General features: G+C 43.7%; 14 protein-coding genes. 9 read left to right on the top strand and 5 right to left on the bottom strand.

Annotation, left to right across the window (positions count from 1 at the left end):
- The first annotated feature begins 157 nt into the window (after nt 1-157).
- From DN068_RS21820 to DN068_RS21800, 5 genes are all read left to right on the top strand, one after another.
- On the top strand, nt 158-2,071 hold the full coding sequence (locus DN068_RS21820; RefSeq protein WP_111001083.1) for a hypothetical protein: 1,914 nt from the start codon (nt 158-160) through the stop codon (nt 2,069-2,071).
- 348 nt (nt 2,072-2,419) lie between these two features.
- A complete protein-coding gene (locus DN068_RS21815) occupies nt 2,420-3,163 on the top strand; it encodes a pirin family protein (protein WP_111001082.1) in 744 nt (247 codons plus the stop codon).
- Between the two features lie 11 nt (nt 3,164-3,174).
- Entirely contained in the window at nt 3,175-3,483 is a 309-nt protein-coding gene (locus tag DN068_RS21810; protein WP_111001081.1) for a response regulator receiver protein, read from the top strand.
- A gap of 50 nt (nt 3,484-3,533) precedes the next feature.
- Nucleotides 3,534-4,469: a ring-cleaving dioxygenase gene (locus DN068_RS21805; protein WP_111001080.1), complete on the top strand. Its 936-nt coding sequence runs from the start codon at nt 3,534-3,536 to the stop codon at nt 4,467-4,469.
- A gap of 11 nt (nt 4,470-4,480) precedes the next feature.
- Nucleotides 4,481-5,098, top strand: a complete 618-nt coding sequence (locus tag DN068_RS21800) for an alpha/beta hydrolase (RefSeq protein ID WP_111001079.1) — start codon at nt 4,481-4,483, stop codon at nt 5,096-5,098.
- Between the two features lie 94 nt (nt 5,099-5,192).
- Here the strand turns inward: DN068_RS21800 and DN068_RS21795 are convergent, their stop codons facing one another.
- Together DN068_RS21795 and DN068_RS21790 are read right to left on the bottom strand one after the other, a co-directional pair.
- Nucleotides 5,193-5,774 (bottom strand): Crp/Fnr family transcriptional regulator, encoded by a 582-nt coding sequence (locus tag DN068_RS21795; RefSeq protein ID WP_111001078.1) that lies wholly within the window; start codon nt 5,772-5,774, stop codon nt 5,193-5,195.
- A 78-nt stretch (nt 5,775-5,852) separates the two neighbouring features.
- On the bottom strand, nt 5,853-6,338 hold the full coding sequence (locus DN068_RS21790; protein ID WP_111001077.1) for a hypothetical protein: 486 nt from the start codon (nt 6,336-6,338) through the stop codon (nt 5,853-5,855).
- A 230-nt stretch (nt 6,339-6,568) separates the two neighbouring features.
- On the opposite strand from DN068_RS21790, the gene DN068_RS21785 reads away from it, so the two are divergent.
- Nucleotides 6,569-7,615 carry a methyltransferase gene (locus DN068_RS21785; protein ID WP_111001076.1) on the top strand — a complete coding sequence of 349 codons (1,047 nt, stop codon included), beginning with the start codon at nt 6,569-6,571 and terminating at the stop codon, nt 7,613-7,615.
- A 60-nt stretch (nt 7,616-7,675) separates the two neighbouring features.
- Here DN068_RS21785 and DN068_RS21780 read toward each other — a convergent pair whose 3' ends face one another.
- From DN068_RS21780 to DN068_RS21770, 3 genes are all read right to left on the bottom strand, one after another.
- The gene (locus DN068_RS21780; protein ID WP_111001075.1) at nt 7,676-7,999 is read right to left on the bottom strand and encodes a hypothetical protein; all 324 of its coding nucleotides are present in this window, start codon (nt 7,997-7,999) and stop codon (nt 7,676-7,678) included.
- Between the two features lie 474 nt (nt 8,000-8,473).
- On the bottom strand, nt 8,474-10,423 hold the full coding sequence (locus DN068_RS21775) for an ABC-F family ATP-binding cassette domain-containing protein (protein ID WP_111001074.1): 1,950 nt from the start codon (nt 10,421-10,423) through the stop codon (nt 8,474-8,476).
- Between the two features lie 169 nt (nt 10,424-10,592).
- On the bottom strand, nt 10,593-11,399 hold the full coding sequence (locus DN068_RS21770; protein WP_111001073.1) for a hypothetical protein: 807 nt from the start codon (nt 11,397-11,399) through the stop codon (nt 10,593-10,595).
- A gap of 208 nt (nt 11,400-11,607) precedes the next feature.
- Between DN068_RS21770 and DN068_RS21765 the strand changes: the two genes are divergently transcribed.
- The 3 genes from DN068_RS21765 to DN068_RS21755 all read left to right on the top strand — a co-directional run bounded on the left by DN068_RS21765 (nt 11,608) and on the right by DN068_RS21755 (nt 16,145).
- Nucleotides 11,608-12,201 (top strand): DUF3347 domain-containing protein, encoded by a 594-nt coding sequence (locus DN068_RS21765; protein WP_111001072.1) that lies wholly within the window; start codon nt 11,608-11,610, stop codon nt 12,199-12,201.
- A gap of 223 nt (nt 12,202-12,424) precedes the next feature.
- Entirely contained in the window at nt 12,425-13,510 is a 1,086-nt protein-coding gene (locus DN068_RS21760; protein WP_165836490.1) for a DUF4421 family protein, read from the top strand.
- A 262-nt stretch (nt 13,511-13,772) separates the two neighbouring features.
- Complete coding sequence (locus DN068_RS21755) at nt 13,773-16,145, top strand: TonB-dependent receptor (RefSeq protein WP_111001070.1); 2,373 nt, start codon at nt 13,773-13,775, stop codon at nt 16,143-16,145.
- Nucleotides 16,146-16,300: the final 155 nt, after the last annotated feature.

Raw genomic sequence — 16,300 nt, 5'->3', positions numbered from 1 at the left:
GTCACTATGATTCTATTTTTAGTAACTACGAATGTATGAAACCAATTCGCATGATGCGACAACCCTATCACTATGATTTTCTTCTCAGGAATTAAAACCTAAAACTTATAACGTACAACTAAAATTTACAACCCCGAACCCATAACTTAGAACTTGTATGCGCTACACTCGTCGAAACAAGCTCTGCTTCGTACTCCTGTCTCTGATCCTGCTGCCGCTCAGCGGGTGTATCATGAATCCGATCTATTATCTGAAAGACCTGATAAAACTCGCTGGCATTGAAGGTTCCTGGATTTCGGACAATACCCCCGATAAAATCTCTTTTAACAGTTGGGAAATCACCTCCGCCGAGAGCAATAAATACATCATCAGACACCATACAGAAGGTCCGGATCAATACTATATGACCGGCTTTTTAAAATTGAAAGGTACGCTTTACGCGGATGCAGCTGATCTAAAAGTGACCGAAACTCGTTATGACGCGGCAACAAAACAGGAAGTACTTTCAAAATATGAAACAGGCACACACAACATAATGAAAATTGCCCTGCGTGGGGACACGCTGAGCATTCGCCTGATGGATCTCGATTACCTGGACAAATGTATCCGCTCGAAGAAATACACATTGCCCTACGAAGTTTACACGGATCAATCCAGCGATTACAACACAGGATCTACCATCTATGTCACAGCCTCCACAGCCGAGTTGCAGACTTTTCTGAAAACCAGCGGTAATGATCCGAAATTATTCATGAAGGAGATGGCTTTCTACCGGGACGATCCTGCGTTTATAAACTATTTCTCCAAAGAATCCTGGGCAATCTGGCCTTTACAGACACGAAATGATGCGCCGGAACTTTTAAAACACAGCAAAGAGTCTGATGCGTTTAAAAAAGTAGGCTCCAGTATCATCGATTCGCTGGAACAGGCGCAGCATATTTACAAACCATTTTATTTTCAGACTGCTACCAGTTTTCTGATAATGGGCAACCACGCCCCAGACAGCTTAACCAGTGTACGTTACACAGGTTACGTTCTGAATCACACCCGGGAATTTCTGCATTTTTTTACCGGTTACAACGCCATCGCTGAAAGGGCAATGAACTATTGGGCCACTGCCGTGCGCGATGCCGGAACGAAAACGAACACGCTTGATACAATCATCATTCAGTTAAAAACGTCTTGTAACAATTGCAGCCCAAAAGAAAAGCAAGTGTTATCTCAATTTGTGCAGACCATCAGGCCAGACCGCGATGCATACAAAGCCGCTGCGCAGCGCAATCAGATGACAGATAATATTTCGGTAATTGATGCGGAAGCTACACCCGTTAAAGTCTCACTAACCGGCGATCCAATACAGGTAGTGCGTACATCCGGTGATAGTGTGTATTTGCTTACTGGAAAATCCTACAGCGATTCTATTGCAGCAAAAGTGCGGCACGATATGTACCTCGGAACTGCACCTCCTTACCTTCCGATTTCCGAAGAACAGCGGCTTGACCCACGCACATGGAAGGGGTACGTGCTCTGTCATGGTCAAATCAGTCCATTAAACACAATTGACCCGATTTTAATGCCGATCTCTAATGAAAAGGATCCCGAAGCGTTTAGGCATAAAGGAAGCGTTACCAATTGGCTGGTGCAAAACGAGGCGCCTGTTTGCAATGCGTTCAAATATATTCCGGGCGAAAAACCAAACAGATATTATCTCATTAATTACTGCGCCGACACTAGTAAAATTCTGGCAACAGAGACCGATTATGTTCCTGCTACTTTCCGTCGTTACATACGCCATTATTGTATTCCCGTAAACTATACCGACGGTGATGGAAATACCTATACCGTAGTGGTTACCAAATCGGTGCGTGCGGGCGTGCAGCCACTGGCGCACGTATTGGTGTCTCACAAAAATAAATTCACAGTCTATCGTGTATGGCTAAAGGATGATAATAATGGTGCGAGTGCTTTGTATTGTTTTGCACAAAACGGTTACTGTTATCTTTATGATCGCTGGGATGGCGGAAGCGGCAAGAAAGAAGCGTACTTATACAAATTTCCAGTTACGCTATGAGGTTTCGCGCCTTCGTGTTCGTCGTGAGAGAATTTAAGTTAGCGCCTTTACGAGAAATGCATGCTGTGGCCAACGCTCTATGGTTCAACTGCACTCGGTATGACAACGGGCAGGAATAAGTTACGCTATGAGGTTTCGCGCCTTCGCGTTCGTCGTGAGAGAATTTAAGTTAGCGCCTTTACGAAAAATGCATGCTGTGGCCAACGCTCTATGGTTCAACTGCACTCGGTATGACAACGGGCGGGGCATCGGCGATTTAAAATCTTAACCTACATTAAGTCGCTTTCTTAACCCATATTATTCGCCAGTATACCGACTCTTCGGAAATTTGTGTTGTAAATAAGAGGTATGGCACAATATATCTTCCACAAATCAGACAGCCGCCATCATGAATACAATGACTGGCTCGATAGTAAAAAGACTTTCAGTTTCGCAGATTACTACAATCCCAAACGGATGAACTTTGGAGCGCTGCGTGTGTTTAACGACGATATCCTTGTCGCAGGAAAAGGCTTCGGCAATCATCCGCACGACAATATGGAGATTATCAGCATTCCGCTTACAGGCAGCTTAAAACATAAGGACAATCTTGGCAATGAAAAAATCATTAGCGCAGGTCAATCACAGATCATGAGTACCGGCAGTGGTGTTTTCCACAGTGAGTACAACAACGAGCCTGATGGGGAAACACGATTCCTTCAAATCTGGATTTATCCCAACGAGCTAAATACTTCACCGCGATACCAGGAGGTTGCGCTTCCAACTGAAAAAGGCAGAAGTCATTTCGAAGCTTTTATCGCACCGCAAGCCTCCGAAACAATTTCTGCGATACAACAAAATGCATGGATGAGCATCGGAAACTTCGAAAAACATCAGACGTTTAATTATCCTGTTCATTTGAAGGGCAATGGGATTTATCTCTATGTCATCACCGGAGCTATTGAAGTAGACGGACATCAATTAATTGAAGTAGACGGACATCAATTATCGGACGGAGACGGATTGGGAATTACTGAAATCGATCATTTCAGCGGGAAAGTCAATAGTGAAAACGCGCAATTACTGGTAATAGAAGTGCCAATGCAATTTTAAAATACATCGTTATGAATGACGAATCATCACTAAAAATACTGGCTGTGGGCTATCATGAAGAAATCATGAAAGTACTGAAACGGCTCATCAATAGCCATTCGGGCTGGACTGGGACCATCGCACTTTCTATTTTGGATGCACAGCAACTACTGAAAAACGAACCATTCGATGCCATTTTGCTTTGCGCAGGCGTATCGCAGGCAGAAGAACAAACACTGGTATCAACTGTCAATCAATTAAATGCTCAGATAAAAATCATCCGGCATTACGGTGGCGGCAGCGGTTTGCTGGAAAACGAAATACGCGCTGCTTTCAGCTGACACAAAACTTTAAACGTAGAATCTACAACTCAACATACAACAACAAAAATATGAACGAAAATATCTTAGGGCTACATCACATTACGGCTATTGCCGGAGATGCCCAACGCAATTACAATTTTTATACCAAAGTCCTGGGCCTTCGCATGGTCAAAAAAACAGTCAATTTCGACGATCCGGGTACTTACCATTTCTATTACGGAGATGAACACGGCACACCTGGAACTATTCTTACGTTCTTTCCGTGGCAAAATATCGGACAGGGCCGGAACGGTGTTGGAATGGCGACTGAAATCGGTTATGCGGTACCACAAGGCAGTCTTGAATTCTGGAAAGACCGCTTCAGAAAATATAATGTTCCGTTTCAGGAAATAAACGAGCGTTTCGATGATCAATATCTTTCATTTACTGATCCCGATGGTTTGCAACTAAGCCTGATCGTTCCCCAAAACGGCGATGTCCGCATTGGCTGGGAAACGGATGAACTCAAGAAAGATACGGCCACACAAGGTTTTCACAGCACTACTCTTACATTAAAAGATATTGATCCAACGGCAAAAGTATTGACCGATATCTTCGGTTATAAACTGGAAGCACAAGAAGGTAATCGATACCGTTTCACAACAGATGCAATGGCTACGGCCAATGTTATAGACCTGCTGGCCGAACCAAATGGACAACGCGGACATAATGCAGCCGGCACTAATCACCACGTTGCTTTTCGCGTAGCGAATGATACTATTCAGATGGCCTTCCGTGAAAAAATCTTAAGCAAAGGTTTGCAGATCACGCCAAAGATTGATCGTGACTACTTCTTCTCTTTGTATTTCCGCGAACCAGGTGGCGTACTGTTTGAAATCGCTACAGACAATCCGGGCTTTACAGTAGATGAACCATTGGATAAATTAGGCACCAGCCTGCGTTTGCCAAAACAATATGAACCGGCAAGAGCAGAAATTGAAAAAATATTGCCGTCATTAAAATAAAGGACCACACAATGCATCAATATAAAATAGTAAGGGCAGGACAACCTTTGGATAACGCAAAAAAAGCGCTCATTATGATACATGGCCGCGGTGCGAATGCCGAAGACATACTATCCATTGCACCCCATCTGAACGTGGCAGACTATGCGCTGCTCGCGCCCCAGGCAACGGGCAGTACGTGGTATCCACAATCATTCCTTGCCCCACCGGCACAGAACGAACCCTGGCTGAGCAGTGCATTGGAAGTGCTGGGCAAATTAGTCGTGGAAGTAGAGGCTGCAGGGATCACGAAAGAAAACATATTCTTTCTCGGCTTTTCACAAGGCGCTTGTCTGACGCTGGAATTTATAGCGCGCAATGCTAATCGTTATGGAGGCGCTGTAGCCTTCACAGGCGGACTGATTGGCGATAAAATCTATGCAGACAACTATAAGGGAGATTTTAAACAAATGCCTGTTTTCATCGGCAGCAGTGATCCTGATTTTCATGTGCCAGTAGAACGCGTGCACGAAAGCACCCGGATATTAAAAAGCATGGGCGCTGATGTCACGGAAAAAATATATTCACAGATGGGACACACGATCACGCACGACGAAATCAAATGGGCGAATCAACAGGTATTTCGTTAGGTAATTAGTTAATTTATTAAAGGGTTAAAGGGGCAACGTTGAAGGTGTGACGTTCACCTATTTTAACCCTTTAACTTTTTAACTCTTTCCAGGTTTATTTTTTCTTAAGTATTGTACTGCGGACCTTGCTCAAAAACTCAGGAGAAACGCCCAGATAACGCGCAATCTGATTTTGCGGCACACGCTGCACTATTTCCGGATACTTTTCAGTGAACGCCACATAACGTTGCTCCGCCGTTTGAGAAACCAGACTATGAAAACGTTTCTGCAACGCAAACAAAGAACGTTGCACCAGCAAGCGAAACAGCGTTTCAAACTTTGGTATTTTCTCGTACAGTTCAGCTTTGCTTTTATAGTCAATGATGAGCAGCTCACAGTCTTCCAATGTTTCAATAAACATGTCCGAAGGTTTCTGTTCCGTGAAGCTATACAAATCGCTCACCCACCAGTTTTCAATTGCAAACGATAAAATCGTTTCGGTACCGTCGTCACTGAGAAAATAGGTACGGATGCAGCCTTTCACGATAAAAGCTTCGAAATCGCAGACTTCTCCTTCCTGCAACAAGTAGGTACGTTTACGCACACGTTTGAACTTGAGCAGCGAATGAAAAAATTCACGTTCGCCAGGTGTCAGCGAAAGGCATTTATCTGTAAACAGGTCTATTTGCTCAAACATCTCCGTAAAGATAGTTGTTGGTTTCTAGTTAATAGACGTGATAATTTCTGTCTCCTTCAAACAACTATCTACTGTTACCTACTTCTTAGTAGCCGCCAGCTGTACTTCACCATAGGTTGGTATTTGCTGCATAATACTGGCTCTGATCTGAGTAAGCAGGTACACTTCTGATTGGTAGAATTCAAATGCCACAACAGAATTCGTTGCTTTTTTAATCTTGTAATAATATTCTTCGAGTGTTTTTTCCTGATCACCGCGATTCGCGAAATAACGTGTCGCCAGTGAATCTGCACTGGCTGCAGTCATATTGCCGTAGGAATGCGCGGTCTGTTCATACAAACGGATCCGGGTTTTGCCGGTGGCCACATTTTTCTTGGCATATTCATCATAGATTTTCCAAAATGCGGCCGAGTCTTTCCCGGAAACGGAAACCATTTTGCTGATTGCCTCTTTCTTCTGAACGGCTAAAAGATTTACCACCGCGTCTACCTCAGCATCGGATGTCTGAGCGAAAGCACCTGTCGCAGTGCAAAAACAAAAAGCTGCAAGTACGAATCCTTTCATATGATAATTTTTATTAAAGAAAACGAATTCTTTTATAATAGGAAAGTTAACTGACTGATTTTACGGTTAAACGTTCAGCCCTAATTGGCAGCTGCTTAAATAGGAAAATAGATTATAATTTATTAATTTTAGTCTATGTGTTTTTCCAAACATGCATTAAAAAATAGTTATTTCATTGTGTTGCTATCCTCCGGACTATTCATTCTTTAATTCATTTAAAATCAATTCCAATGCTTACCGCAGAAACTTCAGAACAGATCGAGATCACCCCCGCTCGAATCATGCAAGCCGGTTTCGCCTTTTGGTCATCCAAAGTATTATTGACCGCAATCGGCTTCGAACTATTCACACATCTTTGCGATTGCAGCAAAACGGCTGCCGACATTAAAAATGAACTTCAATTGCACGGGCGCGGGCTCGAAGATTTCCTGGATACGCTTGTAGCCATGGGTTTTATCACACGCTCCGGTGACGGACCAGAAGCCAGATATCTTAATACACCTGACACAGACATGTATCTCAACAAAAACCGTGACACTTACATGGGCGGAATGTTAGAGATGCTCAACAATCGTCTGTATACATTCTGGGGCAATCTCGATGAAGCGCTGAAAACCGGTAAGCCGCAAAACGAAGTAGCCAAAGGCGGAGCGCCAATATTTGATTCACTTTATGAAGATGAAAATCGTTTGAAAGAGTTTGTCGGCGCCATGGGTTCCATACAGGCAGGGAATTTCAACCTCTTTGCCAATCAGTTTGACTTTTCAGAATATGGCACCCATATGGATGTAGGTGGTGCAGGTGGTGATTTATCAATCCAGATTGCATTAGCGCATCCGGATATAAGATGTACAGTTTATGATTTACCACAGGTAGGACCAATTGCTAAAGCAAATATTGCCAAACGGCATGTAGAAGACCGTGTGCAATTTATGGCTGGTGATTTTTTTAAAGATCCATTACCCCATGCGGACCTCATTACAATGGGTAATATTCTTCATGATTGGGGACTCGATGATAAGAAAATGTTGATCCGGAAAGCTTTTGAAGCTTTGCCAACAGATGGCGCATTGGTTGTGATTGAAAATACTATTGATGACGAACGCAGACAAAATGTGTTTGGCTTGCTGATGTCATTAAATATGCTGATTGAAACACCGGCAGGATTTGATTATACTGCAGCTGACTTTACACGCTGGGCAATTGAAGCAGGTTTTAAAGATGTGGCAACAATGCCGCTTACGGGGCCCGCAACTGCGCTGATCGCTTATAAGTAAAAGAGTTCGGACAATTATAGCTAATGGAACGGGCTGGTGAATACCGGGCTGTTCCATTTTTTATTTTCCCTTTTCCGCTGCAATAATGCTTAGAAACAAATACACAGTGTCCGGCAATTCAACAACCAATTCAAACTGCTTTCCATAGTGGGATTGATAGCTAGTAGAATCACTGTCGGTAATGAAACTAATGCGTTGTTTTCTGTGCGGATGTTTTAAATAATATTCTTGTGAAGGCGCCTTCGGATCAAGCTCCCAATAAGAAACTTCTTTTCCTTCGCGAATGATTACCCTCGTGCTTTTAGCAGCTTTATGCGGCACTACATTTTGTGCAACCGAACCGATTGATAGCAATGCCAGGGAAAACAGAAGGAGGTATTTCATGAAGGGAATTTAATGTTTTATAGGGAATTATTATTCGCGTTTGTCACGTCCAGATTAGGAGACGTCCCGCATAAAGGGGCACTTATTCCGCGGAATCCCTGCTTTGTCCGGATGACATTAAAACCAATAACCACTGTTACTCGCGTCATTGCGAGCTTGCGAAGCAATCTGCACATGTTTTGTATCACCTTCGTTCCTCGCAGAGCACGAGCATTAAAAAAGGCTTTCTTTCGAAAGCCTTTTAGTTATTTTCTCACAGCGACGCGACCTCACTGCGAATTTGTGTTATTAATGAAGCGCGAAATCAGATCACCACTTCGTCCATATGGTCCTCGTCGTGATGATCCGCGTGGGTGCTCATGTCATTGCCAGTGAAAATCCCTTTAGTTATAAAATGAGTTAGCGCCTTTGCTTCTTATGCATCTTTGCGGGAAACTTACCAAATCCGAGCAACTGTCCATTGTCAATTGAGAATTACCCCAGCTTCTCTTCCAATTCCATCGCTTCTTCAAAAGTCTTGTCGTATTGCGTATTTATTGTTTCCAGTTTTGCTGTCAGTTGCTTGTACTGGTCGTCGAGCTTTTTGAATTCGTCCTTATTGCTGTACACCGCAGGATCTCCAAGTTTGCCTTCTATCAACGTTTTTTCTTCATTCAGTTTTTTCAGGTCACCCTCCAGACGCTCCAGCGCTTTGGTTTTATTCTGATGCTCTTTACGCAGATTACGTTGTTCGTTTTCACTCAGCGAAACCGTTTTCTTAACCTCTACTTTTTTTTCGACAGGTTTCGGTGCCGCATTTTTAGCTTCTAAAGCCTCGCGTTCTGCACGCTCTTTTTTATAAACGACCCATTCATCGTAACTGCCAATAAATTCTTTGATCTCACCGTCGATGATTTCCCAGATTTTATTAACCGTTTTACTTACGAAATAACGATCGTGCGATACGAAGATGAGTGTACCCTGATATTTATTCAATGCATCGATCAGCATTTCTACCGAATGCATGTCCAGGTGGTTGGTCGGTTCATCGAGCATCAGGAAGTTGCCTTTAGCAGCAATTACCTTAGCCAGCGCTACGCGCGCTTTTTCACCACCAGAAAGCACTTTGATTTTTTTGAAAACGTTATCACCGCTAAATAAGAAACAACCCAGCAGCTGACGCAGTTCCAGCTCCGTTTTGCCAGTGCCGGCAGATTTCAGTTCGTCCAGGATTTCATTTTCTACGTTCAACGCTTCCAACTGGTGCTGTGCATAGAAGCTTTCTTCCACATTGTGACCACCTTTGCGTTCCCCGTCAAATGTTTCACGGTCAGCGATGATACGGAGCAAAGTAGATTTACCCTTACCGTTCGCACCGATCAGTGCAATTTTATCACCACGTATAATTTCGGCGTTGGCATGATTCAGAATCTGCAGATCGCCAAAACTTTTAGAAACATCCTTCAGTGTACAAATGATCTTACCTGGTTGTACGGCTACGTCAAAGTTGATATTCATCACCGGCACACTGCCATCCGGCGCTTCAATACGGTCCAGTTTATCCAGTCGTTTGAGGGCGCTTTGTGCCTGTGCTGCCTTGGTAGCCTGCGCACGGAAACGCTCAATAAAACGTTCCTGCTGACGGATATAATCTTGCTGATTTTCGTAAGCGCGCTGTTGCAGTTCCATACGTTCTACTTTTTCTTTCTCGAAGAAAGAATAGTTACCGCTATATGGAACCAGATCACGCTGCCATACTTCTACAATTTTCGTCACCATACGGTCCAGGAAATAACGATCGTGCGAAACGATTACTACGCTACCCGGATAGCCCTGCAGGTATCTTTCTAGCCATTCGATCGACGGAAGATCCAAGTGGTTGGTAGGTTCATCGAGCAACAACAGATCCGGCGCCTGAAGCATCATTTTAGCCAGCAGCACACGCATCCGCCAGCCACCGCTAAACTGATTGTACGGACGTTGCAGATCGGCGGTAGAAAAACCAAGTCCTTCTAATACTTCTGCCGCTTTATGTTCCATTTCATACCCTCCTGCAACTTCAAAATCATGCAACGCATGGCTGTATTCGTCGAGGAGATCCGCATCATCTGGTTTAGATTCCAGTTCATGCAAAATGCGGTTCATATCTATTTCTATCTCCTGTGCACGTTCAAAAGCGCCCATACCCACACTCAGAATAGAATTGTCAGTAGAGAAACTCAACAAGTCCTGGTTAAAGAAACCGATCGTTACATCTTTCGGTTTATTAATAACACCGCTATCAACTTTATAAGCTCCTGTAATTAAACGCAGTAAGGTAGATTTTCCGGCGCCGTTTACACCCACCAGGCCGATACGTTCACCTGTACCAATCTGCCAGCTGGCATCTTCCAACATGGGTCTGGCACCGAAAGAAAAAGAAATGTTCTGTAAGGAAATCAACATAAGGCCGCAAAGGTACGTTAATTGGGCAAAAGGTTAAATTGGTAAATGGTTAAATAAGTTACAATTGACAATGGACAACGGACAGTTAAAAATGCCCGCAAACGCGACCACCTATAACATAAAACTTATAGCCTGCAACATTGACCTATTAACCCTCTAACGAATTAACCTATACACCGTGTATGTGCTTATGTGGCTGCATCTGCCAGGAAAGACCACCGTTAAAAAGACCTTTCGTGCCTACGCCCCACTCTCCGAATACGCCCAGATCGCGGCCATACCTGAGCCCCACTAAAGTGTACTGCACCGAAAAACGGTAGCCATCAATCCAGGACCTCGTGCCATCCGCATAATCATCGGCTTCCGTAAAGTAAGTAGCACCGAAAAGCAAGCTCGTATAAATCTGCCATTTGCGGAGACTGTAGGCAATCCAGGTAACGCCCGTTTGCAGACTGTAGGCAGTAACCTTATAATCGAAAACCTGTCCGTTTTCATTAGGTGTAGAACAAAAACAAGTGTCCTTTCCCCAATAGGTCTGCGTACCAGCCGTCAGATCAATTGCCCAGGCTTTGGAAAAATGATATCTGAAAGTGCCAAACAAAACAGGCGATGTCATTCGCAAACTCATGTCGGGGACGATAATCGGCGTTGGCGTTCCAATACTTCCGTTTATTTCCGGAACTCCTTTTAATGGCGCTTCTAGTCGGCGTTCCTCCTTAAATGCCTGCCAGGGGTTTGTTGTGGGCGCGTAACCCGTTCCGCCACTAGAATGTACACCATGACCTGAAAAATGACCCGAAGAATGCCCTGATGCGTGTCCACCAGAGGAGTGTCCTGACGAATGTCCAGAAGCGTGGCAGCCGTGGCCACCATGACCGCCGCCATGTCCTCCGTGGCCGGCGAGTGAAGCAGATGCGTGTAGCGGATAAAGGGTCGCCATGAAGGCAGAAAGCAAGACACAGAGCGCGGATTTCATTTGCTTTTTTGTTAGTGTTGCAATGTATATGGATATATCATCACCTATAACTCGCAAAAACAACTTTAACGAAACTATATCTCAATCGACAGCTGACAGTGATAACGGTTGCATTAAACGGATGAGGCTACATTTTAACGTTTCAACCTATCAACTTGTTAACTTATTACGGTATTAACTAACTTCGCGTCTCCCAAAAACGATTTTCATGCGCAAATTATGGATACTGCTTGCCGCCGGAACTTTTACGATTGCGAGCTGTAATAATGCTTCCAGCGACAAAACAGCTTCGACTGCTACTGAAGCGCCTAAACAGGAAGAACAAAAAGTGACCAGCCAGCTTTCTGAAGCGGGTACCGGCAAACTGATGACTGTTGTTACAGATTACTACTCACTGAAAGATGCCTTTGTAGCTACGGATGCCGCAAAAGCCGACGAAGCTGCGAAAAAACTGAATGTAAGTGTAGATTCAATGGCCGCTTATCTGAAAGCTGATGCTGCACACGCTACTGCGATGCAGCCTTATCTGGATACCATGAAAACGTTCAGCGCTAATCTTTCTGATGCCAAAAAGAATGAAAACATCGACAAAAAACGTGCTTCTTTTGAAAAAATCAGCGATGCGATGTTTGCAGTACTGAAAAACGCAGACCTGAAAAATGCACATGTATATCGTCAGTTCTGCCCGATGGCATTTGATGACAAAGGCGCATACTGGCTGAGCAACGAAGAGGAAATCAAGAATCCGTATTTCGGCAAGAAAATGCTGGAATGTGGCGAGAACCGTGATTCTCTGAAATAAATCACAAATCAAACCATCAAATAGTTGCGGTGGCTTTTTCGACCGCTGGTATTTGAATTTTAAAGAATATCTAACTCGGCGTCTTCAAAGTTTTGGAGGCGCTGTTTTATTTTAACTTATTATATTTAACTTTTATCGCTTATTTTTGCGTCCGTTCCTTTTCACTATTTTCCATTTTAAAATGGCTCTTGAGTTGCCCAAAAATTGTTGAAAAATAGCGCAAGTGTTTAGTTACCGTTTTGTTGATCATTTAAAGCTGTTACTGCTGTTTGTTTTGCTGCTGGGCATCTCTCCTCTTCATGCAGAAATAAATTTCCTTTCACAAAGCTGGCTCTCCAGAGATACCAATAGAATCAAGACTTATGCCAAAGCTGAATCTGTATGGATTGATGCTTCAGCCGTATCGACAACATTTACGCTTGCCCCATTAAAAGTATCTCCGGATCAGACCATAAAACCACAACTCGTTTCCAACACCGGGCTCACTATCGGCGGTGGTTTTATTTACGGTTATCTGATAGCGGAGTATAGTGTTCTGCTCCCGTCAACGCTGCGTGACAAAAGCAACAATGCCAGAAGTGCGCATCTCGGGCTCGCCAAGAATGCGCGCAACTATGGAATTGAAGGTTCGTTCACCAAAATCAACGGGCTGCTCTATTTGTCCCCTGATTCCAACGATGTTTTCAGACCGCTTCATCAGCTGGGCAATATCTCATACAGAAACTACAGCGGAACGTTTTCTTATTTTTTTAATTACAAACGGTTTTCATACCGGGCCGCCAACCAATGTTATGAATTGCAGACACGCTCGGCAGGAAGCGTTATAGCATCCGTCACAAGTTCATACCAGATACTTCGTTCCAAAGACAGCGCGGTGCTCAATTCCGGATACACATCCAAAACAGACTCCGGAAATGTAGTTCCCATTAATGTTGCGATAGGAAAATTTTCTACGCATCGGATGGCGCTGGTTGGAAACATCGGCTACAGTTACAATTTCGTCTGGAGCGGCGGAAAATGGAGTTGCAATCCGGCATTCAGCGCGCTCGTAGGTACCGACCATACCATATTACGTACAGAAGGAGACAAAAAGGATTTGCCCGCGTTTACATTTGTCAGAGGCCTGAGCTGGGGGTTAAATTTCAGTTACAACTGCCCGGATTATTATGTGCTTTGTAATTACCGCGGACAAACCGCTACCAGCGGTGTAATGCTCATCCCCAACGCTTCTGTAAATGTCCAGAGTCTCCACCTGGAAGTCGGCTACCGTTTTAGAAGAAGCGAGAAGAAACTCTGCGGAGTATTTTAGATCGCTGATTGTTTGTGAAACGTCAAAAATAAAACGTGAATGGTCAATGATGAATACCCGTGTGGTCTGAAATTTCCAAAGATTCCACCTGGCGCAATTCCTCTTATTCTCGCAGCTCCCGCAACAAATACGTGAAAGCAAAAGCTCTGGAAAATGACATTGTTTCGCTGTTGACTATTCCCAGGTTATCTCCTAAAAAATTCCCTATTCAGCATTGCCCAATCACCAGAAAATTAGTGTAAATTCATTACAAGTTTTCACTATGACTTTGTTGGCCAAAAACAAATGGTTGTCTTTACTTCTGGTTTGTTGTTTTGTTTGGATTGTACCCGCTGCTGCACAGAAAAAAATCACCCTCAGCGGTTATATGAAAGACGCACAAAGCGGAGAGACACTCATTAATGCCAACGTTTTCATCAAAGAGCTCGAAATCGGTGTGCAGGCCAACAATTACGGCTTCTATTCTGTTTCTCTTCCTGCAGGCAGCTACACCGTTATTTTTTCTTATGTCGGCTATGGATCGCTTTCGGTTAATATGAATTTGATTGAAAGCACAACCTATAACGCCGAACTCCAAAATCAGACCATCATTAAGGAAGTGGAAGTGACCACCACGCGCAAGGATCAAAACGTAAAAGGAACGGAAGTAGGAACGATGTCGCTGCCGATGGATAAAGTAAAAACTTTACCAGTGATCTTCGGAGAATCTGACATCCTGAAAACCTTGCAGTTGATGCCCGGCGTTCAATCAGCCGGTGAAGGCAACTCTGGCTTTTACGTACGCGGAGGCGGTCCGGATCAAAACCTGATTTTACTTGATGATGCTGTGGTTTACAATAGTGGTCACTTATTTGGTTTCTTTTCTGTTTTTAATTCTGATGCGATCAAAAGTGTGAATCTGATTAAAGGCGGTATGCCGGCCAGTTACGGTGGCCGTTTATCTTCTGTGGTAGATGTGTCGATGAAAGACGGCGATATGAAACAGTTTCACGGTGAAGGCGGAATTGGTTTGATCGCTTCCCGGTTTACGATACAAGGCCCGATTGATAAGAACAAAGGTTCCTTTATGATTGCTGCCCGCCGCACTTATATTGATCTGCTGGTAAAGCCATTTACACCAAGAAGCAGCAGTCTATATGGCTCCGGCTATTATTTCTACGATGTCAATATCAAAGCTAATTACAACTTGACGAAGAAAGACAGGTTGTATCTAAGCGGTTATTTTGGTCGTGATCAGTTTATATTTAACAACGCTGACGAATCATTTAATGTAAAAATCCCTTGGGGAAATAGCACTGCTACGCTACGCTGGAACCACCTTTTTAGCGACCGTGTATTTTTGAATACAACCGCGGTATTCAACGATTACAAATTTTCATTCTCCGGCGAACAAAACAGTTTTGCGGTAAAACTTTCTTCCGGCATCCGTGACTGGAATGGAAAAATGGACCTGGATTATTTCACACCATTCAACCACCATTTCAAAACGGGCTTGCTCTATATTTATCACACATTTACACCTAATACCGTTTCCGGCAAAAGCGATACCGTGTCGTTCGATCCGCAAAATCCTTTTATCAAATACGCACACGAAGCCGCAGCTTATGTGCAGGATGAATTTGACCTTGGTCCGAAAATCCGGGTTAATGCAGGACTTCGTTATAGCTGGTTTGCCCAGGTAGGCCCTTACTGGAAATACGATTATGATCAGAACCGCGATAAAACGGATAGCAGCTTTTACGGCGCCAGTGATATCGTAAAACAATACGGCGGTTTTGAACCGAGACTGAACGTGCGTTTGCTGCTCGACGAGCAATCATCAATGAAAGCATCCATCACAAAAACCTACCAGTACATTCACCTGGTAACCAACAACGGCACCACCCTTCCGACCGATACCTGGGTTCCGAGTACTTATATTACAAGACCACAGGAAGCATGGCAATATTCGCTGGGCTATTTCCGCAACTTCTTTGAAAACAAACTGGAAACTTCAGTAGAATTGTATTACAAGAAGATGAACAATCAGATTGAATTTCGCGACGGTTATACACCCAACAATCTGACCGATGAAGAACTGGATTTTGTATTCGGTACCGGACAAGCATATGGTGCAGAGTTTTTCATTAATAAAACAAAGGGAAAATTCACCGGCTGGATTGGTTACACCCTTTCCTGGACCTACCGTAAATTCCCGGATCTAAACAATGGCGAGCCGTTCCCGGCTAAGTATGATCGCCGCCATGATCTCTCGGTAGTTGCTTCTTACGAACATAGCAAACGCTGGACATTCTCCGCTGTTTTCGTTTATGGTTCGGGGAATGCTATCACCTTGCCAACCAATTATTATTTCATCGAGCAGCAGTTAATCCAGCAATTCAGTTCTATCAATGCTTATCGGTTGCCGCCATATCACAGGTTGGATATCTCTGCCAATCTAACACCGCAACATAAGAAAAAACACAAATGGCAGGGCAGTTGGAACTTTTCGATCTATAATGTTTATAATCGCTACAATCCGTATTTCCTTTACGTAGATACAAGAGGCAATGCCACCAAAGGCATTCAGGCGAAAGTAATGCAGGTAAGTATCTTCCCGATTTTACCTAGCGTTACCTACAATTTTAAATTTTAAGCTGAAAGCATAACGCTGAAAGCCTAAAGCCTAAAACCTAAAACCGCCCATTCTTTGTCACACTGAGAGGGTGTTTAAAAAGAAGTAGTTAATCTTTTAAGCATGATTTTGATAAAGACAATTTTTATCATAGCCTCAGAACAATCAACACGTCG

The organism is Taibaiella soli (assembly GCF_003236175.1).
In the GTDB taxonomy this organism is placed as follows: domain Bacteria; phylum Bacteroidota; class Bacteroidia; order Chitinophagales; family Chitinophagaceae; genus QKTW01.
Note: the sequence above shows the minus strand (reverse complement) of the source record. Positions and strands in the feature narration are given on the sequence as shown.

Coding starts and splice junctions, on each gene's coding strand:
- DN068_RS21820 (WP_111001083.1), top strand. CDS start 158: ATGCGCTACACTCGTCGAAACAAGCTCTGCTTCGTACTCCTGTCTCTG.
- DN068_RS21815 (WP_111001082.1), top strand. CDS start 2,420: ATGGCACAATATATCTTCCACAAATCAGACAGCCGCCATCATGAATAC.
- DN068_RS21810 (WP_111001081.1), top strand. CDS start 3,175: ATGAATGACGAATCATCACTAAAAATACTGGCTGTGGGCTATCATGAA.
- DN068_RS21805 (WP_111001080.1), top strand. CDS start 3,534: ATGAACGAAAATATCTTAGGGCTACATCACATTACGGCTATTGCCGGA.
- DN068_RS21800 (WP_111001079.1), top strand. CDS start 4,481: ATGCATCAATATAAAATAGTAAGGGCAGGACAACCTTTGGATAACGCA.
- DN068_RS21795 (WP_111001078.1), bottom strand. CDS start 5,774: ATGTTTGAGCAAATAGACCTGTTTACAGATAAATGCCTTTCGCTGACA.
- DN068_RS21790 (WP_111001077.1), bottom strand. CDS start 6,338: ATGAAAGGATTCGTACTTGCAGCTTTTTGTTTTTGCACTGCGACAGGT.
- DN068_RS21785 (WP_111001076.1), top strand. CDS start 6,569: ATGCTTACCGCAGAAACTTCAGAACAGATCGAGATCACCCCCGCTCGA.
- DN068_RS21780 (WP_111001075.1), bottom strand. CDS start 7,999: ATGAAATACCTCCTTCTGTTTTCCCTGGCATTGCTATCAATCGGTTCG.
- DN068_RS21775 (WP_111001074.1), bottom strand. CDS start 10,423: ATGTTGATTTCCTTACAGAACATTTCTTTTTCTTTCGGTGCCAGACCC.
- DN068_RS21770 (WP_111001073.1), bottom strand. CDS start 11,399: ATGAAATCCGCGCTCTGTGTCTTGCTTTCTGCCTTCATGGCGACCCTT.
- DN068_RS21765 (WP_111001072.1), top strand. CDS start 11,608: ATGCGCAAATTATGGATACTGCTTGCCGCCGGAACTTTTACGATTGCG.
- DN068_RS21755 (WP_111001070.1), top strand. CDS start 13,773: ATGACTTTGTTGGCCAAAAACAAATGGTTGTCTTTACTTCTGGTTTGT.